23 protein-coding genes and 2 pseudogenes are annotated in these 24,580 nt (G+C 45.3%); 16 read left to right on the forward strand and 9 right to left on the reverse strand.

The genetic code is table 11. The features are described 5' to 3' along the window. Nucleotides 1-247 precede the first annotated feature (247 nt). From ccoN to CGZ65_RS02160, 8 genes and pseudogenes are all read left to right on the forward strand, one after another. Entirely contained in the window at nucleotides 248-1,678 is a 1,431-nt protein-coding gene (gene ccoN, locus CGZ65_RS02125) for a cytochrome-c oxidase, cbb3-type subunit I (RefSeq protein WP_198345323.1), read from the forward strand. A 23-nt stretch (nucleotides 1,679-1,701) separates the two neighbouring features. Further along, complete coding sequence (ccoO, locus tag CGZ65_RS02130) at nucleotides 1,702-2,313, forward strand: cytochrome-c oxidase, cbb3-type subunit II (RefSeq protein ID WP_096294636.1); 612 nt, start codon at nucleotides 1,702-1,704, stop codon at nucleotides 2,311-2,313. A 4-nt stretch (nucleotides 2,314-2,317) separates the two neighbouring features. Then, nucleotides 2,318-2,482, forward strand: a complete 165-nt coding sequence (locus CGZ65_RS02135) for a cbb3-type cytochrome oxidase subunit 3 (protein WP_096294637.1) — start codon at nucleotides 2,318-2,320, stop codon at nucleotides 2,480-2,482. A gap of 30 nt (nucleotides 2,483-2,512) precedes the next feature. Further along, nucleotides 2,513-3,913: a cytochrome-c oxidase, cbb3-type subunit III gene (gene ccoP / locus CGZ65_RS02140; protein WP_096294638.1), complete on the forward strand. Its 1,401-nt coding sequence runs from the start codon at nucleotides 2,513-2,515 to the stop codon at nucleotides 3,911-3,913. 215 nt (nucleotides 3,914-4,128) lie between these two features. Then, nucleotides 4,129-4,787: pseudogene (gene queC / locus CGZ65_RS02145) on the forward strand (7-cyano-7-deazaguanine synthase QueC). Between the two features lie 69 nt (nucleotides 4,788-4,856). Continuing rightward, entirely contained in the window at nucleotides 4,857-5,279 is a 423-nt protein-coding gene (gene queD / locus CGZ65_RS02150; RefSeq protein ID WP_096294639.1) for a 6-carboxytetrahydropterin synthase QueD, read from the forward strand. Further along, a complete protein-coding gene (locus tag CGZ65_RS02155; protein ID WP_378595558.1) occupies nucleotides 5,279-5,911 on the forward strand; it encodes a 7-carboxy-7-deazaguanine synthase QueE in 633 nt (210 codons plus the stop codon). Before queD ends, CGZ65_RS02155 begins: the two co-directional genes overlap by 1 nt. Nucleotides 5,912-6,417: 506 nt before the next feature. Then, complete coding sequence (locus CGZ65_RS02160) at nucleotides 6,418-8,001, forward strand: L-lactate permease (RefSeq protein ID WP_096294641.1); 1,584 nt, start codon at nucleotides 6,418-6,420, stop codon at nucleotides 7,999-8,001. Nucleotides 8,002-8,114: 113 nt separating this feature from the next. Here CGZ65_RS02160 and CGZ65_RS12650 read toward each other — a convergent pair. The 6 genes and pseudogenes from CGZ65_RS12650 to CGZ65_RS02190 form a co-directional block, all read right to left on the reverse strand. Continuing rightward, nucleotides 8,115-8,519: pseudogene (locus CGZ65_RS12650) on the reverse strand (transposase); the annotation flags it as partial. 27 nt (nucleotides 8,520-8,546) lie between these two features. After that, the gene (locus tag CGZ65_RS15035) at nucleotides 8,547-8,981 is read right to left on the reverse strand and encodes an IS630 transposase-related protein (protein WP_096296065.1); all 435 of its coding nucleotides are present in this window, start codon (nucleotides 8,979-8,981) and stop codon (nucleotides 8,547-8,549) included. Continuing rightward, a complete protein-coding gene (locus tag CGZ65_RS02175) occupies nucleotides 8,978-9,454 on the reverse strand; it encodes a hypothetical protein (protein ID WP_096294643.1) in 477 nt (158 codons plus the stop codon). The genes CGZ65_RS15035 and CGZ65_RS02175 overlap by 4 nt, the downstream gene beginning before the upstream one ends. Nucleotides 9,455-9,786: 332 nt before the next feature. Next, the gene (locus CGZ65_RS02180) at nucleotides 9,787-10,440 is read right to left on the reverse strand and encodes a DNA alkylation repair protein (protein ID WP_096294644.1); all 654 of its coding nucleotides are present in this window, start codon (nucleotides 10,438-10,440) and stop codon (nucleotides 9,787-9,789) included. Between the two features lie 88 nt (nucleotides 10,441-10,528). After that, nucleotides 10,529-10,870, reverse strand: coding sequence for a cyclophilin-like fold protein (locus CGZ65_RS02185; RefSeq protein WP_096296066.1), 342 nt, complete (start codon nucleotides 10,868-10,870; stop codon nucleotides 10,529-10,531). A gap of 168 nt (nucleotides 10,871-11,038) precedes the next feature. Next, nucleotides 11,039-12,163, reverse strand: coding sequence for an alpha/beta hydrolase (locus CGZ65_RS02190; protein WP_096294645.1), 1,125 nt, complete (start codon nucleotides 12,161-12,163; stop codon nucleotides 11,039-11,041). Nucleotides 12,164-12,318: 155 nt separating this feature from the next. Between CGZ65_RS02190 and CGZ65_RS02195 the strand changes: the two genes are divergently transcribed. Beyond that, nucleotides 12,319-13,230 (forward strand): LysR family transcriptional regulator, encoded by a 912-nt coding sequence (locus CGZ65_RS02195; protein WP_096294646.1) that lies wholly within the window; start codon nucleotides 12,319-12,321, stop codon nucleotides 13,228-13,230. Between the two features lie 169 nt (nucleotides 13,231-13,399). Here the strand turns inward: CGZ65_RS02195 and CGZ65_RS02200 are convergent, their stop codons facing one another. Further along, nucleotides 13,400-14,341: a transposase gene (locus tag CGZ65_RS02200; RefSeq protein WP_096294647.1), complete on the reverse strand. Its 942-nt coding sequence runs from the start codon at nucleotides 14,339-14,341 to the stop codon at nucleotides 13,400-13,402. 175 nt (nucleotides 14,342-14,516) lie between these two features. Here CGZ65_RS02200 and CGZ65_RS13135 point away from each other — a divergent pair, with 175 nt between their 5' ends. From CGZ65_RS13135 to CGZ65_RS02225, 7 genes are all read left to right on the forward strand, one after another. Next, nucleotides 14,517-16,403 carry a type I restriction endonuclease subunit R gene (locus CGZ65_RS13135; RefSeq protein WP_198345324.1) on the forward strand — a complete coding sequence of 629 codons (1,887 nt, stop codon included), beginning with the start codon at nucleotides 14,517-14,519 and terminating at the stop codon, nucleotides 16,401-16,403. Between the two features lie 2 nt (nucleotides 16,404-16,405). Next, complete coding sequence (locus CGZ65_RS13140) at nucleotides 16,406-17,476, forward strand: type I restriction endonuclease subunit R, EcoR124 family (protein WP_415906973.1); 1,071 nt, start codon at nucleotides 16,406-16,408, stop codon at nucleotides 17,474-17,476. Between the two features lie 145 nt (nucleotides 17,477-17,621). Beyond that, on the forward strand, nucleotides 17,622-18,122 hold the full coding sequence (locus tag CGZ65_RS13145; protein ID WP_198345326.1) for a Fic/DOC family N-terminal domain-containing protein: 501 nt from the start codon (nucleotides 17,622-17,624) through the stop codon (nucleotides 18,120-18,122). Beyond that, nucleotides 18,122-18,760: a Fic family protein gene (locus CGZ65_RS13150; RefSeq protein ID WP_198345393.1), complete on the forward strand. Its 639-nt coding sequence runs from the start codon at nucleotides 18,122-18,124 to the stop codon at nucleotides 18,758-18,760. The genes CGZ65_RS13145 and CGZ65_RS13150 overlap by 1 nt, the downstream gene beginning before the upstream one ends. A 21-nt stretch (nucleotides 18,761-18,781) precedes the next feature. Next, complete coding sequence (locus tag CGZ65_RS14540; protein ID WP_096294648.1) at nucleotides 18,782-20,116, forward strand: restriction endonuclease subunit S; 1,335 nt, start codon at nucleotides 18,782-18,784, stop codon at nucleotides 20,114-20,116. 48 nt (nucleotides 20,117-20,164) lie between these two features. After that, nucleotides 20,165-21,307, forward strand: a complete 1,143-nt coding sequence (locus CGZ65_RS02220) for an AAA family ATPase (RefSeq protein WP_096294649.1) — start codon at nucleotides 20,165-20,167, stop codon at nucleotides 21,305-21,307. Further along, on the forward strand, nucleotides 21,304-22,917 hold the full coding sequence (locus tag CGZ65_RS02225; protein ID WP_096294650.1) for a type I restriction-modification system subunit M: 1,614 nt from the start codon (nucleotides 21,304-21,306) through the stop codon (nucleotides 22,915-22,917). Before CGZ65_RS02220 ends, CGZ65_RS02225 begins: the two co-directional genes overlap by 4 nt. Nucleotides 22,918-23,007: 90 nt before the next feature. On the opposite strand, the gene CGZ65_RS02230 is transcribed toward CGZ65_RS02225, so the two are convergent. Together CGZ65_RS02230 and CGZ65_RS15040 are read right to left on the reverse strand one after the other, a co-directional pair. After that, nucleotides 23,008-24,090: a sodium:proton antiporter gene (locus tag CGZ65_RS02230; RefSeq protein WP_415906963.1), complete on the reverse strand. Its 1,083-nt coding sequence runs from the start codon at nucleotides 24,088-24,090 to the stop codon at nucleotides 23,008-23,010. Beyond that, nucleotides 24,018-24,425, reverse strand: coding sequence for a sodium:proton antiporter (locus tag CGZ65_RS15040; RefSeq protein ID WP_415906964.1), 408 nt, complete (start codon nucleotides 24,423-24,425; stop codon nucleotides 24,018-24,020). The genes CGZ65_RS02230 and CGZ65_RS15040 overlap by 73 nt, the downstream gene beginning before the upstream one ends. Nucleotides 24,426-24,580 lie beyond the last annotated feature (155 nt).

A 24,580-nucleotide genomic window follows, 5' to 3' on the forward strand; every position in this document is an offset into this window, starting at 1 on the left:
CTTGAAAAATCTGAATACCTTTTACCGGAATGAGTTTAATTTGACTAATTGATTATTAAATAAATTTATTTTTAAAAGAGTAAGGTTGACGGAGTAGAATAAATGTAATATTGCTTGGCTCAATCCTGTATATATGTTAAATTTAGAAAAAATTTACACTTTGCCTTAGTGTTTTTTGTGGGAACGTAGGAAACATTCGGGCAGGTAAAACAAAAATTTTCAATTCCCATAATTTATGGAGACTCCCATGGACACACAAACTTATAACTACAAAGTGGTGCGCCAGTTCGCCATCATGACTGTAGTTTGGGGCATTGTGGGTATGTTGGTCGGTGTGATTGTCGCTGCCCAATTATACTTGCCGGCTCTGAATTTATCTGAAATCGGACCTTGGTTCCACTTCGGCCGTCTGCGTCCATTGCACACGAATGCGGTGATTTTCGCATTCGGCGGCTGTGGTCTGTTTGCCACTTCTTATTATGTGGTACAGCGTACCTGCAATACCCGCCTGTTTGGCGGCTGGTTGGCATCATTTACCTTCTGGGGCTGGCAAGCCGTTATTGTAGCGGCAGTCATTACATTGCCGATGGGCTTTACCCAAGGTAAAGAATACGCTGAGTTGGAATGGCCAATCGATATCCTGCTTACTTTGGTATGGGTGGCTTACGCGATTGTATTCTTCGGCACCATCGCCAAACGTAAAGTCAAACACATCTATGTAGCCAACTGGTTCTATGGCGGCTTTATTTTAGCCGTTGCCTTGCTGCATATTGTGAACAACATCAGCATTCCTGTCGGCTTTATGAAATCTTATCCTGTGTATGCCGGCGCCATCGATGCCATGGTTCAATGGTGGTATGGCCATAATGCAGTGGGTTTCTTCCTTACTGCAGGCTTCTTGGGCATGATGTATTACTTCGTTCCGAAACAAGCAGGCCGTCCGGTTTACTCTTACCGTTTGTCTGTCGTTCACTTTTGGGCATTGATTTTCACTTACATGTGGGCAGGTCCTCACCACTTGCATTACACCGCATTGCCTGACTGGACACAATCTTTGGGTATGGTCTTGTCGCTGATTCTGTTCGCGCCGTCTTGGGGCGGTATGATCAACGGTATTATGACCTTGTCTGGCGCGTGGGACAAACTGCGTACCGACCCGATTTTGAAATTCTTGATCGTTTCCCTGTCTTTCTACGGTATGTCGACCTTTGAAGGTCCGATGATGTCGATCAAAACCGTTAACGCCTTGAGCCACTACACCGACTGGACAGTTGCACACGTACACGCCGGTGCATTGGGTTGGGTGGGTTTTGTGACCATCGGTTCGATTTACTACCTGATTCCGCGCCTGTTTGGTAAAACCCAAATGCACAGCGTGAAATTGATCGAAGCACACTTCTGGATTGCAACCATCGGCGTGGTGTTGTACATCGCTGCGATGTGGATTGCCGGTGTAATGCAAGGTTTGATGTGGGGTTCGTTGAATGACGACGGTACTTTGACCTACTCATTTGTTGAGTCTGTAAAACGTACCATGCCTTATTATGCAATCCGTGTAGTAGGTGGTCTGATGTATTTGGCTGGTATGTGTATCATGGCGTACAACGTTTACCGTACTGCAATCAGTGGCAAACCTGTTGAAGCTGAGATTCCTGCGGTTTCTCAACAACACCACTAAATAACAAGAAAGTAGGCTACCAAATGAAATTACAACAATTAGCTGAAGAAAAAGTCGGCTTTCTGATTATTTTCACTGTAATTGTGATCAGTTTCGGCTTATTGATTGAAGTTGTGCCTTTGTTTGGCACGAAAGCAGTCATCGAACCTGCTCCGGGTGTGAAACCTTACAATGCGCTTCAAGTAGCGGGTCGTGATATCTATGTGCGTGAAGGTTGTTACAACTGCCACTCACAAATGATTCGTCCTTTCCGTGCAGAAACCGAGCGTTACGGCCATTACTCGGTTGCCGGTGAGTCTGTTTACGACCGTCCGTTCCAATGGGGTTCGAAACGTACCGGCCCTGATTTGGCACGTGTTGGCGGCCGTTATTCTGACGAATGGCACCGTATCCACTTGCTGAATCCGCGTGATGTGGTTCCTGAGTCTAACATGCCGGCATTCCCATGGTTGGCGCGCAATAAAGTAGACGCTGAAGCAACTGTGGCGCGTATGAAAGCATTGCGCGCCGTAGGTACGCCTTACAGCGACGAAGAATTGCAAAAAGCGCCGGAAATGTTAGCTAACAAATCTGAGCTGGATGCAGTGATTGCCTACTTGCAAGGCTTAGGCTTGGCATTGAAAAACGTAAGGTAACATCATGGATATTAACTGGATTCGCTCACTTTTCACGCTGCTGATTTTTGTCAGCTTCATGCTGGTCATCTATATTGTGTTCAGTCGACGCAATAAGCAGAATTATGATGAAGCAGCCAGAAGTATTTTTGATAATAATGAAGATGCGTCTGATAAAAACGGGCGATAACCGGTTAATCCGTGGTCACGGAGCAAAAGAATGAACACAACATCCCAATTTACCAGTAATTTCTGGAACATATACATTGCCGCCATTGTCCTGCTCAGCTTTATCGGTTTGGCTTGGCTGCTTTTCTCACAAAATGTGGTGAAACAGCCGAAAAAAGGTGAAGAAGTTGAAACCACAGGCCATGAATGGGACGGTATTGAAGAATATAACAATCCGTTGCCACGTTGGTGGTTTTGGTTGTATGTCTTCACTTGGATTTTCGGTGCCGCTTACTTGGTGCTGTATCCGGGTGTGGGCGACTGGAAAGGTATTTTGAATTGGACCAGTCACAACCAATACGAAAAAGAAGTAGCCAAAGCAAACGAGCAATACCAACCGCTGTATGCTAAGTTTGCCAAAATGCCGATTGAACAAGTGGCGAAAGATCCGCAAGCACAACAAATCGGTAAAAACATGTTTGATACCTACTGTATCCAATGTCATGGTTCGGATGCCAAAGGTTCTAAAGGTTTTCCTAACTTGACAGACCACGACTGGTTGTGGGGTGGCGAGCCTGAGAAAATCTCTGAAACCATCGAAAAAGGCCGTACCGGCGTGATGGCTGCATGGGGTCCGCAGTTGGGTGAGGAGCGCGTGAAAGACGTTGCACACTATGTAATGTCTTTGTCTAAAGGTAAAGACCAATATGATGAAGAACGTGCTGCCCGCGGTCAGGCTTTGTTTAGCGGCCCACCGGCCAACTGTTTCACCTGTCACGGTGACAAAGGTCAGGGTATTCAAAGTTTAGGCCCTAACCTGACCGATGACGTTTGGTTGTGGGGTGGTACGCAAAAAGCGATTATCGAAACCATTACCAGCGGTCGTCACAATCAAATGCCGGCATGGGGTAATTTCTTGGATAAAGATAAATTGCACATCATGACCGCTTATGTTTGGGGTTTGTCTAACAAAGACGGTAAAGCACCGGCGAAAAAAGCAGAACCAGCTGCCGCTCCGGCACCGGCTGCTGCCAGCGAAGCTTCCGCTCCTGCAACTGAAGCAGCTTCTGCTGCCAGTACACCTGCTGCGACTGACAATGCTGCACCGGCCGCTGACGTTGCTGAAGTGACTTACAATGCAAACGATGGCGCAGTATTCTTCTTTGCAACCGGTAAAAGCGATGTAGCTGCTAATGCGGAAACGGTAGCGGCTGATTTGGTTAAAGCTGCTAAAGAAGGCAAGCGTTTGGTTGTAAGCGGTTATACCGACAGCACCGGTAACGCTGCAGCGAATGCCGAATTATCTAAAAAACGTGCCCAAGCAGTTCAGGCATTTTTTGAAGCACAAGGCGTAAAAGCAGAAAACATCGAATTGCGTAAACCTGAAAACACTACTGCCGCACAAGGCAATGACGCTCAAGGTCGTCGTGTAGAAGTGAAATTGGAAGGTTAAGCTTCTGATGAGAAAGCCACTCGAAAGAGTGGCTTTCTTTTCTTAAATCATCCGTTTTTCAGACGGCCTTATTAAGCGAATCAGGTATAAAGCCTACAAGGTTGTTTGAAAAATCGGTTATAATCAACCCATTTTAGAGGCCGTCTGAAAAGACGGTTTTCTTATGATTTTACGCGGTTCGTAACCCTCCCGCGATACCAAAACTAGGAATCAATATGCACAATCCAAAAGCCTTGGTCATTTTTTCCGGTGGTCAAGATTCTACTACCTGTCTGCTTCAGGCGATTCAAACGTATGGCCGCGCCAATGTCCAAGCCATCACTTTTCACTACGGTCAACGGCATTCCATCGAGTTGGAACGTGCGCATTGGATTGCCCAAGATTTGGGCATTGCGCAAACCGTGTTGGATTTAAGCCTGATGCGGCAGATTACCCATAATGCTTTGATGGAAGAGGGCGCAGACATTCAGACGGCCGCTAACGGCATGCCGAATACGTTTGTCGATGGGCGCAATGCCTTGTTTTTAATGTATGCTGCTATTTATGCCAAAGGTCAAAACATTAAACACATCATTGTTGGCGTTTGCGAAACCGATTTTTCCGGCTATCCGATTGCCGAGATGTGTTCGTCAAATCCATGAACGTTAGCCTCAATTTGGCGATGGATTATGATTTTCAAATCCACACGCCTTTGATGTATCTCACCAAAGCACAAACATGGGCACTGGCCGATGAGTTGGGTTATTTGGATTATGTCCGTGAGCAAACGCATACCTGCTACAACGGTGTGGTCGGCGGCTGCGGTGAATGTCCGAGCTGTGTATTGCGTGAACGCGGTTTGCAGGAATATCTGGCGGGCAAACAGGCCGTCTGAACACATTCTTCTTCATTCTCTCCATAACAAAAGCCGTCTGAATGCTCAGACGGCCTCAAAGAATACATCATGAAAATCACCAAAATCTTTTCTTTCGATTCATCACATATGCTTGATGGTCACGATGGCAAGTGCCAAAACGTACACGGGCACACCTACAAACTCGAAATCACCGTTTCAGACGGCCTGATTCAAGGCGGTGCCAAAGACGGCATGGTGATGGATTTCACTGATTTAAAAACCATTGTCAAACAAGAAATCATCGCCCCCTTTGATCATGCCTTTATCTATGATGGCCGCAATGAGCGCGAAAGCCAAATCGCCGCTTTATTAGACGGCTGGAACATGAAAACCTTGCGCTTAAATTGCCGTACCACCGCCGAAAACATGAGCATAGAGATGTTTGTGCGATTAAAGCACGCCGGCTTAAAAGTGTGCAGCGTCAAGCTCTGGGAAACGCCAACTTCCTGCGCTGAATATGAGGGAGCATGATGGTATCAATTGAGCCTATTAATCCGCAATACCGTATTGTTGAAATATTTGAAAGCCTGCAAGGCGAGGGATACAACACCGGTATGCCCGCTATTTTTATCCGCTTGGGCAAATGTAACTTGGCTTGTTCGTGGTGTGATACGGATTATCTGTGCTTTGAAATGATGAGTCTGCACGAGATTTTAGGCCGTCTGAAAAACCACCGCGCGCGCAACATCATCATTACCGGCGGTGAACCAACTATTCAGCCGCATTTGGATACCTTGCTCAATGCGCTCAAAGCAGCAGGTTATTATTTGTGCATGGAAACCAATGGTCTCAATCCGGTATCGCCGCAAATCGATTTTGTCGCCACCAGCCCAAAAGCATGTTACGCAGATAAATATGCCAGAAGCTGTATTGAAAAGGCCGATGAAGTGCGGGTGGTTGCCGACGGTGATGTGTTGGCCTTTTGCGAACAAATCGAGCAGAAAATCCAGGCCGAGCATTTTTATTTGTCGCCTTGCGAGCGAAACGGCGAAATGAATATTTACGACACCATCCGCCAAATAGGTTTGCTCAACAGCCGCACCAATGCGCTTGTACATTGGCAATTAAGTGTGCAAACACATAAATGGGCAGAAATGGAATAAGCGCTGAAATTCATAATCAATGCCGTCTGAAGTACATTTCAGACGGCATGATGTGTGTTTAAGGGTAGATGAGTATTGAGATGTAGTTCTTTTATAGTATCTCTTCAGAAATTTTAATTATTTTATGAATATTATTTGATAATCAAATAATATTTATGAATACTTTTAATTCATTGTTGAAAATACATCAACATTTATGTTTAACCATAGCAGACAGGTTTTAAAAATATTTTCGTATCCGATCTAATACTTTTGAAGTATTTATAATAATATATTAATTTTTCAAATAATTCTTTGCATTTTGATGGGTTTATCTAACAGTAATCAGAAAAAACTTGACCGCTTACATAGGATTACGTAAAGTAATCGGCATAATAAGTAAATTGGTGTGACCAATTTTAAACAAGGCTTCCTTAATAGCTGCAGGTTTAAGAGTGAATTAAGGCAAGCGTTTTTTATTTGGTTGTCTTGATTGAATGCTTTACACGTAATACAAGGATTTTTGTATGGCACTTTTTCTCAGTATTTTCCCCATCGTCCTGCTGATTTGGCTGATGGTGAAAAAAAACAGTATGCCTTCCTATATCGCGCTGCCGATTGTGGCGCTGTTGATCTATGTGATCAAAATCGCCTATTTCGGCGATGATTTTATGCTGCTGAACGCCACCGCCGCTTCCGGCCTGGTATCGACTTTAACGCCGATAACCGTGATTTTCGGCGCAATTATGTTCAACCGCATGATGGAAACCACCGGCTGTATCGACATAATCCGCAAATGGCTGGCCAACATCAACCCGAATCCGGTGGCGCAGCTGATGATTATCGGCTGGGCGTTTGCCTTTATGATTGAAGGTGCTTCCGGTTTCGGTACGCCTGCCGCGATTGCTGCGCCGATTCTGATGAGTTTGGGTTTCAATCCTTTGAAAGTGGCCATTTTCACTTTGGTGATGAACTCGGTTCCGGTATCGTTCGGTGCAGTCGGTACGCCAACCTGGTTCGGCTTCGCTCCGTTGAATCTGACGCCGGAAAACATTCTCGAAATCGGTAGGCAAACCGGTATCATGCATTTCTTCGCCGGTTTCATTATCCCGGTCATCGGTCTGAGCTTTATCGTGCCGTGGGCGGAAATCCGCAAAAACATCGTCTTTGTGTACATCAGCATTTTGGCCTGTACCATTCCTTACGTGGCTTTGGCGATGATCAATGAAGAGTTTCCATCATTGGTGGCCGGTGCGATTGGTCTGTTGATTTCCGTATTTGCCGCCAATCACAGTTGGGGCTTGAGCAAAGACTATCCGAAAGATACGAATGTCGAGAAAGTACCGTTTGTCCAAGTTGCCAAAGCATTGGCGCCATTGGGCATGCTGATCGGGATGTTGGTCATTACCCGTATCAAACAGCTTGGCATCAAAGGCTTGCTCACCAGCAGCGAACCGTGGTTCAGCTTCTCGCTGCCGGGATTGAGCGACATTACCGTTACCCAATCGCTGACGATTGTGTTTGGTAATATTTTCGGCGAAGCCGTATCGGAAAAATACCAAACCCTGTATGTCCCTGCTTGGATTCCGTTTGTGATTACCGTATGGATCTGTATCCTGCTGTATCAAACCAAATTCAAAGATGCGTGGGCATTCTATGTCGGCACTTTCAACCAAACCAAAAAACCGTTGCTTGCCTTGATGGGCGCGCTGATTATGGTGAAACTGATGATGGTCGGCGGCGATGATTCGATGGTAAAAATCATCGGTAAAGAATTTGCGGCGATGGCCGGTGACAACTGGATTTACTTCTCGCCTTATTTGGGCGCCATCGGTGCATTCTTCTCAGGTTCGAATACCGTATCCAACCTGACCTTCGGTCCGATTCAGCAGCAAATCGCCTTGGATACCGGCTTGTCGGTGACGCTGATTTTGGCTTTGCAGTCGGTCGGTGGTGCTATGGGCAATATGGTTTGCATCAACAACATTATTGCCGTGTGTAGTGTATTGGGTATCGACAAATCCGAAGGCGCAATTATTAAGAAAACTGTGATTCCTATGACGATTTATGGGGTGATTGCCGTCTTGGCAGCGCTGATTTTCTTCATGTAATCGGGTTACTAAAACCATCAAAATGCCGTCTGAACAGTTTCAGACGGCATTTTTTATTTTGGATATGATTGGCCGATGAAATTTTGAGAAGGGAATAAATATAGCAAATAAACTTATTTATCGATACACGCCTGAAATAGCCAATCCACATCCGCCATTCTCAGCCGATTCCCAACACCTTTAATCCAAGCCCGAATCCAAGCCCGCTTTTTCTCTATCTGATTCAGATCGGGACTATAGGGCGGAAGCCATAACACGGTATGCCCCTTTTCCTTCAGCAAGGCTTCTGCCTTACCCTTATGAAACGCCGCATTATCCATCACCGCCACACTGTTTTGCGGCAGCTCCGGAATCAAAACCCGCTCCGCCCAAGCGTCAAATATCCGGCGGTCAATACTGCAACCAAACAGCCCGACGGCAAACAGTTTGCCGTGAAATAACGCTCCAACGGCATTGGTCTGATGATGCCCCTGCCAATCATGAAGCGCATAACAACGCCGGCTTTTTGGCGCATAAGCGTAAGGCCGGTAACAGGATTTTCCGAATCAGCTCCCGTCTGAACAAACAACCGGACGGTTACGGCGGATGTAGCGGTGCAGTAACTTCAGGAAGTTTTTTCTGAGCCTTCTGCCGGCTTTCGGATGGCGGTTGGTCTTTTTTTTGCAGCTGATGCCGTATCGCTTTAATGCTTTGTGTATGGCGGTATGGGAACAGCCAAAGCGTTGCGCTCTTTCACAGCAATAGGCATCAGGATAACGCCCGACATCTTCGAGCAGTGCCTGGGCGCTGATTTTGCGGGTTTTCCGTTGCTTTGGAGGGGCTTGGGGAGCCGGAGGGCGTCTCCAAAGCGTGATGGTGGAGATGGTGATGCCGGATTCTTTTGCGGCTCTGCGAACCGTCCTTGACGGAGTTTTTTGAGTACGGGTTGTTTGAAGTCTTCTGAACAGGCCATGGGGAATTGTATCGGAGAATATGTTTATTTGCTATATTTGCCGATTTCGGCGTAAGAAGGGGTTCCGTTGGCGTATAAACAGACGTGCGTGCCCGCTTCGGCGGGTATTTGCTGCAAGCGGGCAACCACGTCATCAGGAATGCGCCGGGCGGAATACAGGCTGCGGTTGGGTTGGCGGCGTGCAATTTGGGCGGCAAGCGGATTAGGTTCAACGGCTTGTTTTTCCAAATGAATGCGGATGCTGCCCGTGGTTTCGTTACTGTGGACTTGGGTTGCATAGCCTTGCTCGCCCGCGGCAAGTGCAAGGTTTTCGGCGGCACAGTCCAAGCTGATAAAAAGCTCTCTGTTGTCGCCGTCTACAATCGGCAAGGCGCGGCGTAAATCGGGCGTTATGCAAATTGTGCCGTCGTCTTGTATGTCGAACCGCCAAGGCTGGGTGTTGTGTCCTGACGGGGCGAGTGTCGCTTGGGCAATAAGTTTGGTGTACAAATTGTCGGACATAGGCGTCTTCCTTACCGTGTTTTCAGCAGCACTACAAGCGGGTGCCGTCGCAGGTTTGTGAATTTACTTTAACATGTATCCTTTTCCCTTTACAAAATTCCGGGAAAGTTTGACTGCTTGTGAGCCATGCAAAAACAAACAGGCCGTCTGAAACATCACTTTCAGACGGCCTGTTCACGCCAAACCATGGCGTTATTGCCTTAGATACGGGTCAGCTTTGCCCAAGCAAAGCGTAACCGTACGCACGCTTGCCGGGCGCATGGCTTTTTTTAAACATTCACAGTCTGTCGTATGATTACGCCGTTTGCGGCGGCTTAACCGTACCTACAGGGCTACAAATACTTTTCTGCTTCTCTGATAGTCAATTGGGACAAGCCTGCTTTGTTTTCGGCGATAAACGTCCGCACCCATTCGGGATTGGTTTTGGAATAATCACGCAAAATCCAGCCCATTGCCTTATTGATAAAAAACTCGGTTTGGTTGAGGTTGTTCAGTAAAATCCGTTTTAACAGATCTGGTTTAGTGTTCTCTTTGCGTAAAAGCTGATGGTTAATGGCCACACGGCGTAACCAGATATTGTCCGCCTTGCTCCACGCCAACATTGCGTCATCGACGGTTTGGCAGGGAAAGCGGATATTTCCAATGGTTCGATCCAAGTTATCCACCGTATCCCACCACGATTTGGTGATGACCAGTTTTTGCAAACGGGACAAATCCTGCTCGGTCAAAAACGACTGCATGATGCGCAAATAATCGGCGGCAATGTATTGAAATTCACGCTCCGGCAATGCCCAAAGGCGTTCGACAGCTTGCCAGTCAATATGCTTTTTCGCTTTCTCCTGCTTGAAATAGGCGGTGCACAATTTTTTCCGTTCGGGCGTTCGGATACCTAAAAACGGGAACTGATTCCTCATATACGCCGCCATCTGTACAGCTTGCCGGGTATTTTTCTTTTGGTACAGTTGAATGATAAGTTGTTCTAACATAATTGTTTTCTGTGACAGCGGAATGCCGATTTCTGCCGAAACACCGTCTGAAATTAATCTTTCAGACGGCCTGATTCAACAGAAACATTCACCCATCGCTTCCCAAAGCGTTTTGCAAAGTATCTGTTTGGGTGATTCTGCCGATGCGCGTATAGCGGTAATTGCTATGGAAGTTTTCGTAAAATACCACCAGCGTCTTGCCTTGGTAAAGCATGACATCGCCCGCATGGATTTGTCCTGCGCGTTTATCATCGCTCGGCAATGATTTGGGCAGGGCTGCAAATTTTTCATTGCCCAAATGGTCTTTCATGGATAATTCAAGCGGCAGTAATTCGGCGAACGCTTGGGCGGTGGGGTTGTTTGCCAGTTCTATCTCAAAAGGCTGATGATTGACGATGATGCGGGCAGATTGGGCGGTGGGTGTTTTCATGGTTTGTTCCTGTGCAGGCGGTGATTGGGCGTTTGCGCATGGCAAGCGTTGAGAAGCAGGGCGGCTGACAGCAGTAATATTTTCATTGTTTTTCCAATCCAATAGGGTTTCAGGTAGCCTGAAAATACATGCCGTCTGAAAAGTATATTCTTTCAGACGGCATGTTGCTTATTTCAAATTGGCTTTAAAAAACTGTTCGAATTTATCAAACGGAATTTTGCCTGCTTCGTTGTCGTATAAATCCACATGAGTGGCATCCGGTACGATATACAGCTCTTTGTTTTTACTGCCTAAAGACTTGAAGGCATCTTCGCTGAAGTAGCGGCTGTGCGCTTTTTCGCCGTGTACGATTAAGGCCGGTGTGCGCATTTCGGCGGCGTATTGCAGAATCGGCATGTTGATCAGCGGCAGCATGCCGGTTACCGTCCATGAGCCTTTGGGATCGGAATTGACGGCGCGTGGGTGGAAGCCGCGTTGGGTGGTGTAAAAGTCGGAATATTCGCGGATAAATTGCGCGGTGTCGGCGGTGAAATCTTCTTTGCGCAGGTTGTTGGCAGGCAGCAGGGTGGCATAGCCGTTTTGTGCCATTTCCCAACGGGCGTTGTTCATGTCTTGTTTCATTTTGTAGCGCGTCTCGGCATTTTGCGCGGCAATGCGGTCGTATCGGCCGTCGGGGTCGAGTGTGATTTCATAGCCGTTGGCCGCTACACGGGTCATGTCGTACATGGTGCTGGTGGCGACGGCTTTGACGCGCGTGTCGGCAATGGCGGCATTCAACACGAAACCGCCCCAGCCGCAAATACCGAGCAGGCCGATTTTTTCGCGGTCGACGAAGTTTTGCAGGCCTAAGAAATCAATCGCCGCGCTGAAGTCTTCGGTGTTGATTTCAGGCGAAGGCACGTTGCGCGGTAGCCCGCCGCTTTCGCCAGTGTAGGAGCCGTCAAAAGCGAGCGTGACAAAGCCGCGTTCGGCCAAGTTTTGCGCGTACAAGCCGCTGGATTGTTCTTTTACTGCGCCGAACGGGCCGCTCACGGCAATGGCAGGCAGACGGCTTTGGGCATTTTTCGGTACATACAAATCACCGACCAAGGTAATGCCGTAGCGGTTTTTGAAGGTGACTTTGTGGTGTTCGACTTGGTTGGATTTGGGGAAAACTTTGTCCCATTCTTGTGTCAGTTGCATAGTTTCTACGCCTTTAATTGAGGTGATGGTTATAGCCGAAGCTGCACCGGATAACATTAATGCGCCTGCGATGAGGGAAGAAGCAAGGGTTTTGAGGTTGTTTCGTTTCATGTTTTGTCTTATGGAATAATGTTTTTCAGACGGCCTTTTAAGATAATCAGTAGGCCGTCTGAAAAGCGTGGCCTTATCGATGAATCAATTGTAGGCCGCAGTTAATTTCATGTATATTCATAAAACTGGATTTGATAATTTCTAAAATAGAAATCATGTTGAACAAACTTGAAGCCTTGCGAATTTTCTGCACCGCCGCCGAAACGCTGCAATTTAAAGAAGCCGCCAACCGCTTGGCCGTGTCGCCGCCGGTGGTAACCCGCGTCATTGCGGAATTGGAAGATTATTTGGGCGAGCCGCTTTTCCAGCGCAACACGCGCCAAACCAAATTGACCGATTTCGGGCGAGAATTTCTGCCGCAGGCGCAGCAGCTTTTGGATGAAAGCGAGCGTGTGTTTGTCCCCGCCAAAAAACGGAAAGAAGAAGAGATGGGCGGCATGGTCAGGGTGACGGTGCCGGATTTGCCTGATGAAGAGAATGTGTTGCTCGAATTATTAGGCCGTCTGAAAGCCTATCCCAAGCTGGTGTTGGACTGGCAGAAAAATACCGTGCGGGTCAATGCGGTGGAGGCGCAAATTGATATTGGTGTGCGCATAGGCCAAGCACCGACAGACAGTTTGTTGATTGTGAAGCAATTGGGCAGCGTTCAGGAACGGATTGTCGCCGCGCCCGAATTGGTGGCTGAATACGGGTTGCCGAAAGATTTGGACGATTTGAAAAAACGCTACCCGCTCAATGCCGAGCATGATTTGAACAACGGCCGCTATTGGGCATGGTATTTCAACGATCAGCAAAGTTTGTTTCCGGCCAAACCGGTGTGCATCGGTAATACTGTACACAACACGCTGGCGGCGGCGCGCTCGGGCAGGGCGGTAGCTTATGTGCTCGATTGGTTGTGTGAGCCTTATTTGCGCCAGGGCGAATTGGTGGAATTATTGCCCGATATTCCAAAACAAAAATGGGTGGCGTATCTTTACCGGCCGCAACGCAGCGTTACGCCGACGCGGGTGCGTGTGGTGTTTGATATGTTGGCAGAAATTTTGGCGGCGAGGTTTCAGCGTGATTGAGGTCGTTTAAATTTTTTTCCGAATAAAAAAAGCCGAGACCTTTGCGAAATACCGGCCGTCCCATCCAAACGGTTACCTGAACAATCAGGTAACCGTTTTTTCATTTTCAGACGTGTTTCCCGTCCGTATTTCCCCAATCAGCCCCTTTATCGGGTGCACATTGCCCTTTTCAGGCAGCAGCAGGCACACGAAGCCTGCCGGCTGCCTTTGGCAGGTTCAGGCACACCGCTTTCAAATGGCTTTGCGCCGGTACTTTCCGTAAACCGAAATAACGCGCTCTTTTACAGCCGGATTTCCGGTGCGGCGTACCGAAGGTTTGCCCGGCCGCACAGCGCACTTCCGACAGCTGCGTATTGCGCTGTTTCTCCTGCTCCGTTAAAGGTTTGCCCCGCTGTGCCTTACGCATCATGCCGCCGGACAGCCGTTTGCTTTGCAGATGCTCCCGGTTGGCTTTACTGTCATACCCCTTATCGGCATAGACGGTTGTTCCGGGTGCGGTGCCTTCCGGCAGCGGTTCGAAATGGTTGCACTCACGGGCGTCGGCCGGGGTGAATCTGCCCTCTTTCTTCACCCGGCGCGCATCCTTGTCTTTGCCGGGCAGGGTTTCGGCAGTGATGCCGTTTTCATCGGTTTCGACAGCCTGACGCTGTTTGCCGCCGGCAGTTTGGATGATGGCGGCGTCAATCACTGCTGCCGGGGCTTTCTCTGTTTTTAAGCCTTTTTCGGTCAGCCGGCGGTTAATCAGTTCGGGAAGCCGGGCTAAGGCGTCATCCTGTGCCGGCCGGTTGCGGAAACGGCAGGGGGTGCTGTGGTCGGGTAAGGCGGGTTTATCAAAGCCGCAGAAGAAGCAGAAATCCGGACGGGTAGCCAGACAGCGTTCCGATTCCGGATCGGAAAGGCTGTGCCATTGGCCGGGCAATACGGCTTTGAGCACGGGCGGCAGCGGATAGGCGGGGCGGCCGCGGTGGCCGCGGATGTAACGGGTCTTTTGCCGGTTGGGCAGTTGTCCGACGGGCTGCCAATCGGGCAGCCGGTTAATTTTGAGCAACGGGCAGCTGTCGGTATGTTTACCCGTCATGATTCGGGCTTGTTGGTGGAAGAAGCTGCTCATAAAAAAAACTCCTCTGAATTCTTTAGGGGAATTTAGGGGAGTTTTGGGGTTTTTGCAAAGGTCTCAAGCCGTCTGAAAAGGAATGCTTTCAGACGGCCTTGGTTATTGCTGCTTCTATTAACCTTTAGCTTCATGTTAAGATTACTCAAGTTTTTTTAACCTTACAGCATGTATCATGAACTATACCGAATCTGCGATTGAGCAAAAATTTATCCAAAAACTGATTGACTTAAAATATACGCACCGCCCCGATATTAAAGATAAACAAACATTGGAACAAAATTTCCGCGAGAAATTTGAAAAGCTCAACCGCGTGCGTTTGACCGACAGCGAATTTGAACGCTTGAAGCTGGAAATCATCACCCCTGATGTTTTTGCTGCCGCCAAAATTCTGCGTCAAACCAATACTTTTATTCGTGAAGATGAGACACCGCTCAATTACACGCTGGTCAATATCAAAGACTGGTGCAAAAACGATTACGAAGTCATCAGCCAACTGCGTATCAATACCGGGAACAGTCATCACCGTTATGATGTGATTTTGCTGATTAACGGCATTCCTGTGGTGCAGGTTGAACTCAAAACCCTGCAAATCCCGCCGAAAAAAGCCATTGAGCAAATCATTGAATACAAAAACGATACAGGCAACGGCTACGGCAACAGCCTGCTGTGTTTTATGCAGCTTTTTATTGTCAGCAATGAAAGCAGTACCTACTATTTTGCCAACAATCAAAACAAACATTTTGCTTTTGCTGCGGATGAACGCTTTTTGCCTGTGTACCGTTTTGCAGATGAAGCCAACCGTAAAATCAACCATTTGAGCGATTTTGCCGATAAATTTCTGGAAAAATGTACTTTGGGCAGAATGATCAGCCGTTATATGGTCTTGGTGGCAAGTGAACAGAAACTGTTGGTGATGCGTCCGTATCAGATTTATGCCGTCAAAGCGATTGTGGACTGTATTCGCGAAAATCGTGGCAACGGCTATATTTGGCATACCACAGGTTCGGGTAAAACATTGACTTCATTTAAAGCTTCTACTTTGCTCAAAGATAATCCCGATATTGACAAATGCCTGTTTGTGGTGGATAGAAAAGACCTTGACCGTCAAACCCGGGAAGAATTTAACCGCTTTCAGCAAGGTTGCGTAGAAGAAAACACCCATACGCATACTTTGGTAAACCGCTTGTTGTCTGATGATTACGCCGATAAAGTGATTGTAACCACTATTCAGAAATTGGGCTTGGCACTCAAAGAAAATGGGGCATACCGAACCCAATTAGGCAGCCTGAAAAACAAACGTATGGTATTTATTTTTGATGAGTGTCACCGCAGTCAGTTTGGTGAAAATCATCAGGCGATTAAAAACTTTTTCCCTAATGCCCAACTGTTTGGATTTACGGGAACGCCGATTTTTGAAGAAAACGCCAGCTATAAACGCATTGATGGCACTGATGCTTTTTATCAAACCACCGAAGATATTTTTCAACAGCAGCTTCACGCCTACACCATTACCAACGCCATTGATGACGGTAATGTATTGAAATTCCACATTGATTATTACAAAGCAGAGGGTAATTCGAGTGTGCCGGTGAATCATCCTGTAACTAAGCAAGCAATTGTGGATTCCATTTTAAGCAAACACGATGCTGCCACAGACAGTCGCCGTTTTAATGCCCTTTTTGCTACTGCCTCCATCAATGATGCGGTGGAATATCAGCGTATCTTTAAACAAACGCAGGCAAAATGGCAGGCGGACAACCCTGATTTTATACCGCTTAATATCGCTTGCGTTTTTTCTCCGCCTGCCGAAGGCAATAAAGATATTGCCCAAATTCAGGCAGATCTACCACAGGAAGAGCAGGACAACCAAAGCGATCCGAACGGCAAAAAAGCTGCATTAAAAGCCATTATTGATGACTACAACTGGCAATACCACACCAATCACAGCATCAATGAATTTGACTTGTATTATCAGGATATTCAAAAACGAATTAAAGACCATCAGTATCCGACAAAGATTATCCGCACCAAGACAAAATTGATATCACTATTGTGGTAGATATGCTGCTGACAGGCTTTGACAGTAAATACCTGAACACGCTGTATGTAGATAAAAACCTGAAATATCACGGTTTGATTCAGGCATTTTCTCGCACCAACCGTGTTTTGAACTCAGCCAAACCCTATGGCAATATTTTGGATTTTCGTGGACAGCAAGCACAAGTAGATGAAGCCATCAAACGCTTTTCGGGGCAAGATCAAGAGCGTGCCAAAGAAATCTGGATTGTTGACCCTGCTGAAATCGTGATAGACAAACTACAAAATGCAATGACACGACTGCAAAATTTTATGTCTTCACAAAGCTTGGCGTGTGAGCCATCTGAAGCCTACAACTTAAAAGGCGACACGGCACGTGCTAGTTTTATCAATTTATTCAAGGACATACAACGCTATAAAACTCAGCTTGGGCAATACACCGATTTAAGCGAAAAACAGCAGCAAATCATTGAAAGTATTTTGCCGAATGATACTCAACGTGCCTTTAAAGGCGTGTATCTGGATATGGCACAGCAAATCAAATCGCAAATGGCTGGGCAAAAAGCACCGCTTGCACCTGAATTGGAGCAACTGGATTTTGAATTTGTGCTGTTTTCATCAACGATAATTGATTATGACTACATTATGAAGTTGATTGCCGACAACAGTAGCAAGCCAAGAAAACAGCAAATGAGCCGTAATCAGCTGGTTGAACTGATTGCTGCCAGCAGCGATTTAATGGAAGAAAAAGATGACATCATTGCCTATATTGACAGCTTGAAAGTAGGCGAAGCTTTGAGTGAAAAAGAAGTCAAAGCAGGTTATCAGGCATTCAGGCAGGCAAAAAATAATGAAAAACTAACCGCTCTTTCACAAAAACACGGCATTGCAGGCGAAGCCCTATCCGCTTTTATTGATGAAATTCTTACCCGAATGATTTTTGACGGCGAAAAACTTACTGACCTGCTCGAACCGTTGGAGTTAAGCTGGAAAGACCGCCGTGTCAAAGAACTGGCATTGATGGAAGATCTTGTCCCTTTGCTTAAAAATATGGCAAAAGGCAAAGAAATTTCAGGCTTGAAAGCCTATGAATAACACTTTTCTCAAAATAACGGACATGCTTATTTTGAGAAAAGCGATTTTCTCAAAATAACAAACTTCCTTATTTTGAGAAAAAGCGTTTTCTCAAAATAAGAGCTTGTGTTATTCTAGGAAAAACTCAAAGTTTTGAGGCAGTACGATGACATCAACACAAAAAATAGAAAACTTTATCGCTGGGCAATGGCAAAACCGCTATCAATACAAAAGTTTTGAGCCAACCCATATCAACACCTCTTGGATATGGGAAGAACCCAAAATCAACATGATGCTCGAGCGGGCAACCAAAGCACTGGGCGAGCTGAATGCCTTTTCTCTGATTGTGCCGGATATAGATCTATTTATTCAGATGCATATTACGAAAGAAGCACAAACATCAAGCAAAATTGAAGGTACACAAACCCAGCTTGATGAAGCTTTAATGCCAGAAGAACAGATCTTGCCTGAAAAAAGAGACGATTGGCGAGAGGTGCAAAACTACATCAAAGCAATGAACCAAGCCGTAGACAGCTTGAAAAGACTTCCCTTATCCAACCGCTTACTGAAAGAAACACACCATACGCTAATGAGTGGTGTAAGAGGCAGAGAAAAATTACCGGGGAATTTCGCAGCAGTCAAAACTGGATTGGCGGTTCTAGCCTGATGGATGCGGCATTCATTCCACCACATTATGACAATGTTGCGGAATTGATGGGGGATTTGGAATTATTTTGGCACAACGATGAAATTTTTGTTCCTCATCTTATCCGTATTGCGATTAGCCATTATCAATTTGAAACAATTCACCCGTTTTTAGATGGTAATGGGCGTGTTGGGCGGTTGCTGATTCCATTGTATTTAATCAGTCATAGCGTACTGGAAAAACCTTCTTTCTATATTTCTGATTTTTTTGAACGCAACCGAGCCAGTTATTACGATGCTTTGATGGCAGTACGTCTGCGTAATGATTTATTACACTGGGTGCTGTTCTTTTTAAACGGCGTAGAAGAAACAGCCAAAAAAGGCTGCCAGACATTCCGTCAAATTTTGGCATTGCAACAAGAAATGCAGGCAGCAGTAATGACAATGGGCAAGCGGGCAGAAACAGCGGATAATCTGTTAAAGTTGCTTTATACCCAACCTGTGCAAACGGCACAAAGTATAGAGCAAAGTTTAGGCATATCACCCTCTACGGCAAATACATTACTCAAAGAATTTGAAAAAGCAGGCATCTTACAGGAAATGACGGGTAACAAACGTAGTCGCATGTACGCAATGACACGTTATTTGGATATTTTCTAACCAATTAAAGAGTATAGACAAATGAACAAACAAGAAGACAGCCACAAAATTATGCCCAAATTGCGTTTTCCTGAGTTTCAGATGGCATCGGGGTGGGAAAAGCAAAGATTAGGTACATTAGGTATTTTTATCAGAGGATTAACTTACTCTGCATCTGATATCTCAAATGAGGGATTGCTAGTCTTACGTTCAAGTAATATACAGAATAATCAATTGGTTTTAAATAAAGATTTAGTGTATGTAAGAAAGGAATGTGAAACCAACTTGCTTCTAAAAACAGGAGATGTTGTTATATGTATGTCTAATGGAAGTAAGGCTTTAGTAGGAAAGAATGCTGAATATAAAGGTAATTATTTAGAGAGTATAACAGTTGGTGCATTTTGTTCAATTTTTAGATCTTATTCTACATTTCCAAAATATTTATTAAAAACCGATGACTATGAAAAATTTGTATCTCTTTCAATCGGTGGGGGAAATATTAACAATTTAAAAAATAGTTTATTGGAAAACTATGTTGTAGCAATCCCAACTTCCCCAGAAGAACAACAAAAAATCGCCGATTGCTTGTCTTCACTTGATGAACTGATTGAATTGCAGGAACAAAAACTTGCCGCCTTAAAACAGCATAAAAAAGGCTTGATGCAGCAGCTGTTCCCAAGCCACAATGACCTGCAAGCAAGCAAGCAAGCAAGCAAGCAAGCAAGCAAGCAAGCAAGCAAGCAAGCAAGCAAGCAAGCAAGCAAGCAAGCAGTAGTGTATCCGAAACTGAGATTTCCGCAATTTAAGAATTGTAAAGGTTGGGAGGTTGTTGAGTTGGGTAGTTTATTTGATAAAAATATCAAAAATGAAAAAATTGACTTTTTTAATAAAGATAAAGTCTTGACAGTCAAATTACATACGCTTGGTATTGTCAAGAATGAAAGAACAGACACATTGACTGGCGGAGCTAATTATTTTTATCGTAAAGCAGGGGATTTTATTTTTTCAAAAATTGATTTTCTAAATGGAGCTTTTGGAATAATCCCTAAAGAATTAGATGGATTTTGCTCTTCTTCCGATATACCAGCATTTTCATTTAAGCCAGAAAGTAATGCAACATTCTTTATGTATTGGTTAGAAGCAAATTACATTGACTTTAAGATAGAAAGAACAGGAACAAGTAATACATTGAAAAGAATTTCACCCAATAAATTATTTGCAATAGAGTTGCCGACACCATCTCCCGAAGAACAACAAGCCATCGCTGATTGCCTGTCATCATTAGATAGCCTAATCAGCGAACAAAACCAGCATATAGGCAGCCTGAAAGCCCACAAAAAAGGCTTAATGCAGCAGTTGTTTCCAACGCTGCAATAAACAAGCGGTGAAATTTGGGGAAAAATTTTCAAAAACACAAAAATAGCAATGTCTAAGAATAACGAACAAAAAGATGATCCGTTTAAGGATTTAGCCGATTTAAATGATTTGGCAACACGATTGAGAAAACAACAATCCAAATGCCAGTTGATTTTTGCCCATAACGGCATGGGAAAAACCCGCTTATCAATGGCATTTAAAGATCTTGGCAGGCAGAGCGTTCAACGGGATACTCTGTATTTTAATGCATTTACTGAGGATTTGTTCTTTTGGGATAATGATTTGGAAAACGATACTGACCGAGTATTGGTATTAAACGATTCATCCCGCTTTTTTGACGGTATTTGGGAGCTGGAACTGGATACTCGAATCCGCCCATTGTTGCAAAAATATGTGGATTTTGATTTTAGAATCAGCAAAGAAAGCCGTAAAGAAAACATAGAGCGTTGGGAAGTTGCTTTTTTCCGTCCTGAAAATCCTGATGACAATATCAAGGTTTCACGTGGTGAAGAACATATTTTTATTTGGTGTTTTTTCTTGGCAATCTTGCAATTGAGCTTGGATAAACAAGAAGGATCGCCATATCAATGGGTCAAATATGTTTATATTGATGACCCGATTTCATCACTGGACGATAATTATGCGGTATCAGTGGCGCACAATTTAGCTGCGATGCTGAAAAGTTATAAAACAGAAAATTACGATGCAAAAAAAGATATTCAGTTTGTGATTTCAACTCATCACGGCTTATTTTTTAATGTATTGTGTAATGAATTGAATAAAGCACCTAGATATTTGTTGTCAAAAAACAATTCTGACCAATACACTTTCCTGAAATTGGAAGGTGATACTGCTAGCCTGTATCATGTTGCAATGCTGAAAGTATTAAAAGATACATTGGATAATAATGAGCCGATATATCCATATCATTTCAACATTTTACGAAATATTATGGAGAAAACAGCAAATTTTCACGGTTTTGCAGGGTTTAAAAAATGTATTCAGCTTAAAGATGCTGATTATGAACGCCTGATCCCAGTATTAAATCACGGAGGTTACTCTGTTTTTGAACCCAAAGAAATGTTGCCTGATAATAAAGAAAAATTTAAAACCGTTTTAAAAACTTTGTTGGAAACTTATCCTTTTCATTCAGACTTAATACCCAATTCATTTAGAGAAACACACCAATGACCCAAGAACAACTCAACCAATTAGGCAAAACCCTATGGGCAATTGCCGACCAGCTTCGTGGTGCGATGAATGCCGATGATTTCCGTGACTATATGCTGTCATTTTTATTTTTACGCTACTTATCCGACAATTACGAACTTGCTGCTCAAAAAGAGCTGGGTAGAGATTATCCAAAGTCTGTCGAAGAAAATGGACGCACGCCGCTTGCCGTGTGGTATGACGAAAATGCCGATTTTGTTGCCGATTTTGAAAAACAGATGCGCCGCAAAGTGCATTATGTCATCAAGCCTGAATTTTTATGGGGCAACATTGCTGAGTTGGCACGCATTCAAAGCAATGAACTGCTTGATACTTTGCAAAAGGGTTTTAAATATATCGAGAATGAATCTTTTGAAAGCACTTTTGGCGGACTGTTTTCCGAAATCAATCTCAATTCGGAAAAACTCGGCAAAAATTATGACGAACGAAATACCAAATTAGTTGAAATCGTGAAACGTATTGCCGAGGGTATCAGCGAATTTTCCACTGGCAGCGATACATTGGGCGATGCCTATGAATATTTGATTGCTCAATTTGCGTCAGGCTCAGGCAAAAAAGCAGGTGAGTTTTATACGCCGCAGCAGGTTTCCACCATTTTATCCCGCATTGTTACGCTGGACAGCCAAAACCCAGCCGGCGGCAGCAAAATAAAACTGGATAACGTGCTGGATTTCGCCTGCGGTTCAGGTTCGCTGCTGTTAAATGTACGCCATCAAATGGCACAAAACAACGGGCATATCGGCAAAATTTACGGGCAGGAAAAAAACATCACCACTTACAATTTGGCTCGCATGAATATGCTGCTGCACGGCGTAAAAGATACGGAATTTACCATTCACCACGGCGATTCTTTGCTCAATGATTGGGAAATATTGAACGAAACCAATCCTGCCAATAAATTGACCTTTGATGCTGTGGTTGCCAATCCGCCGTTCAGCTACCGCTGGGAACCCAAGGAAGAGTTAGCAAATGATTTCCGCTTTAAAAATTATGGGCTGGCACCAAAATCAGCAGCGGATTTTGCTTTTTTACTGCACGGCTTCCACTTTTTAAGCGACAACGGCACCATGGCGATTATCCTGCCGCACGGCGTATTGTTCCGCAGCGGCGCAGAAGAAAAAATCCGCAAAAAACTGCTCAAAGACGGGCATATTGATACGGTCATCGGGCTGCCTGCCAACCTGTTTTATTCCACAGGCATTCCAGTCTGTATTTTGGTATTGAAAAAATGCAAAAAAGAAGACGATGTCTTGTTTATCAATGCCGCTGATGCCTTTGAAAAAGGCAAACGGCAAAACCGCTTGAATGATGAACATATTGATAAAATTGTGGATTACTACCAATACCGCAAAGAAGAACAAGGCTACGCCAGACGGGTTCCTATACAGGAAATTGACGAAAACGACGGCAATTTGAATATTGCCCGTTATGTCAGCAATGTTGCCGCCGAACCTGAAATTGATTTAATCGCCAATCACCAAAACCTAATGACATTGGACGAAAAAATCAAAACAGCAACCGAAAAACATAATGCGTTTTTGAAGGAATTAGGATTGCCGCTTTTGCCTTGAATACTTTAAATATGACGTCTGAACGTATATTGCCGAATTAAAAAAGGCCGTCTGAAAGGAAATACTTCAGACGGCCTTGATTATTAACTTTTAGAAAATTTCGTACACGAAGAAAATCAGCGTGTGGAGGATAAACAATGGTGACAGGATACCGAACGACCACAACATGTAGCCAAAGAAGCTCGGCATTTTCACGCCGCGTTGTTCGGCGATGGCTTTGACCATGAAGTTTGGCGCGTTACCGATGTAGGTGAGGGCACCCATGAATACCGAACCCATCGAAATCGCGAGCAAGGTGTGGAACAGCGGGCCGGTCATCAGAGATTGCGCGTCGCCGCCGGCCATGTTGAAAAACACGAGATAGGTCGGGGCGTTGTCCAAGAAGGCCGATAATAGGCCGGTCATCCAGAAATACATGGTGTTGAGCGGCTCGCCCGCCGCGTTGTGCACCATCGATACCACGCCGCGCAATGCGCCGTTTTCACTGGCTTTCAAAATCGCCAATACCGGTGCAATGGTAATGAAAATGCCCGCAAACAGTTTACCCACTTCGGCAATCGGTTCCCAGTTGAATTCATTACCGGAACGCACTTGTTTCGGTGTGATGAGCAATGAAATCACTGCTAAAGACAGCAGAATCAAATCGCGCACCAAGTTTGGCAATAAGTAATGGCTGCCGAAGATTTCAAAGCCGGGATGATCCGGTTTCCAAATGCCCGACATCAAAACGGCACCCACTACGCCCAACAGCAAAATGAAATTCACTTTACCAAAAATTTGCAGCTTGCTGTCCGGTGAGGGATCATGCGGCACGATTTCGTCATCTTTTAAATACAGGTGGCGGTCGAGAAAGTAGAACACGGTCAGCAGAATCACTACGCTGATGAGCACCGGCGGCAACATGTGTATGACCGTCCACATAAAGTCAACGCCCTTCAAGAAGCCCAAGAACAAAGGCGGGTCACCCAATGGGGTCAGGCCGCCGCCGATGTTGGCCACCAAGAAGATAAAGAATACGACCACGTGTACTTTATGTTTGCGGTTGTCATTGGCTTTCAACAGAGGGCGAATCAGCAGCATGGCTGCGCCGGTGGTACCCATCACTGATGCCAAGGCGGTGCGATGGCGAGCAGGATGGTATTGAGTTTGGCCGAACCGTGCAAGTTGCCCCATACTAAAATGCCGCCCGAAATGGTGTACAGCGCAAAAAGCAGCAGAATAAACGGAATGTATTCTTCCACCATGGCATGTGCCACCACTTGAATACCGGCGGTGAAGCCGAAATAAAGCACGAACGGAACCAAAAAAAGTACCGTCCAAAAAGCGGTGATTTTACCGAAATGATGATGCCAAATTTTCGGCATCATTAAAGGACCTAAAGCGATGGAGAGCAGAATGGCTGCGAAGGGCAAACCCCAAAGCAGACTCAGCGAGTCGCCGCTGAAGTTGGCGGCTTGTGCAAACGCCGGCATCATCAGCATAGGCAGGGAGAAAAGAGGCAGGCGCATATGTTTCCTTTTTCTTATCGTGGTAAAACTTCAGGCCGTCTGAACATCACGACACTGCACGTTAAGCTTCAAGCTTGTTGCAAACGATTGTAAAGGAAAATAGTGCCAGAAACTAGACTAAAGTATTAGTGCGAATCAAATAAATATACCGAAAA

This window comes from Neisseria weixii, from assembly GCF_002327085.1.
Classification (GTDB): Bacteria; Pseudomonadota; Gammaproteobacteria; order Burkholderiales; family Neisseriaceae; genus Neisseria; species Neisseria weixii.

Coding starts and splice junctions, on each gene's coding strand:
- ccoO (WP_096294636.1), top strand. CDS start 1,702: ATGAAATTACAACAATTAGCTGAAGAAAAAGTCGGCTTTCTGATTATT.
- CGZ65_RS13150 (WP_198345393.1), top strand. CDS start 18,122: ATGGATGCGGCATTCATTCCACCACATTATGACAATGTTGCGGAATTG.
- CGZ65_RS13140 (WP_415906973.1), top strand. CDS start 16,406: ATGCTGCTGACAGGCTTTGACAGTAAATACCTGAACACGCTGTATGTA.
- CGZ65_RS14540 (WP_096294648.1), top strand. CDS start 18,782: ATGAACAAACAAGAAGACAGCCACAAAATTATGCCCAAATTGCGTTTT.
- queD (WP_096294639.1), top strand. CDS start 4,857: ATGAAAATCACCAAAATCTTTTCTTTCGATTCATCACATATGCTTGAT.
- CGZ65_RS02225 (WP_096294650.1), top strand. CDS start 21,304: ATGACCCAAGAACAACTCAACCAATTAGGCAAAACCCTATGGGCAATT.
- ccoP (WP_096294638.1), top strand. CDS start 2,513: ATGAACACAACATCCCAATTTACCAGTAATTTCTGGAACATATACATT.
- CGZ65_RS02230 (WP_415906963.1), bottom strand. CDS start 24,090: ATGGGGCAACTTGCACGGTTCGGCCAAACTCAATACCATCCTGCTCGC.
- CGZ65_RS02160 (WP_096294641.1), top strand. CDS start 6,418: ATGGCACTTTTTCTCAGTATTTTCCCCATCGTCCTGCTGATTTGGCTG.
- CGZ65_RS02200 (WP_096294647.1), bottom strand. CDS start 14,341: ATGAGCAGCTTCTTCCACCAACAAGCCCGAATCATGACGGGTAAACAT.
- CGZ65_RS02195 (WP_096294646.1), top strand. CDS start 12,319: ATGTTGAACAAACTTGAAGCCTTGCGAATTTTCTGCACCGCCGCCGAA.
- CGZ65_RS02135 (WP_096294637.1), top strand. CDS start 2,318: ATGGATATTAACTGGATTCGCTCACTTTTCACGCTGCTGATTTTTGTC.
- CGZ65_RS02155 (WP_378595558.1), top strand. CDS start 5,279: ATGGTATCAATTGAGCCTATTAATCCGCAATACCGTATTGTTGAAATA.
- CGZ65_RS02190 (WP_096294645.1), bottom strand. CDS start 12,163: ATGAAACGAAACAACCTCAAAACCCTTGCTTCTTCCCTCATCGCAGGC.
- CGZ65_RS13135 (WP_198345324.1), top strand. CDS start 14,517: ATGAACTATACCGAATCTGCGATTGAGCAAAAATTTATCCAAAAACTG.
- CGZ65_RS02220 (WP_096294649.1), top strand. CDS start 20,165: ATGTCTAAGAATAACGAACAAAAAGATGATCCGTTTAAGGATTTAGCC.
- CGZ65_RS13145 (WP_198345326.1), top strand. CDS start 17,622: ATGACATCAACACAAAAAATAGAAAACTTTATCGCTGGGCAATGGCAA.
- CGZ65_RS02185 (WP_096296066.1), bottom strand. CDS start 10,870: ATGAAAACACCCACCGCCCAATCTGCCCGCATCATCGTCAATCATCAG.
- CGZ65_RS15040 (WP_415906964.1), bottom strand. CDS start 24,425: ATGCGCCTGCCTCTTTTCTCCCTGCCTATGCTGATGATGCCGGCGTTT.
- ccoN (WP_198345323.1), top strand. CDS start 248: ATGGACACACAAACTTATAACTACAAAGTGGTGCGCCAGTTCGCCATC.
- CGZ65_RS02180 (WP_096294644.1), bottom strand. CDS start 10,440: ATGTTAGAACAACTTATCATTCAACTGTACCAAAAGAAAAATACCCGG.
- CGZ65_RS02175 (WP_096294643.1), bottom strand. CDS start 9,454: ATGTCCGACAATTTGTACACCAAACTTATTGCCCAAGCGACACTCGCC.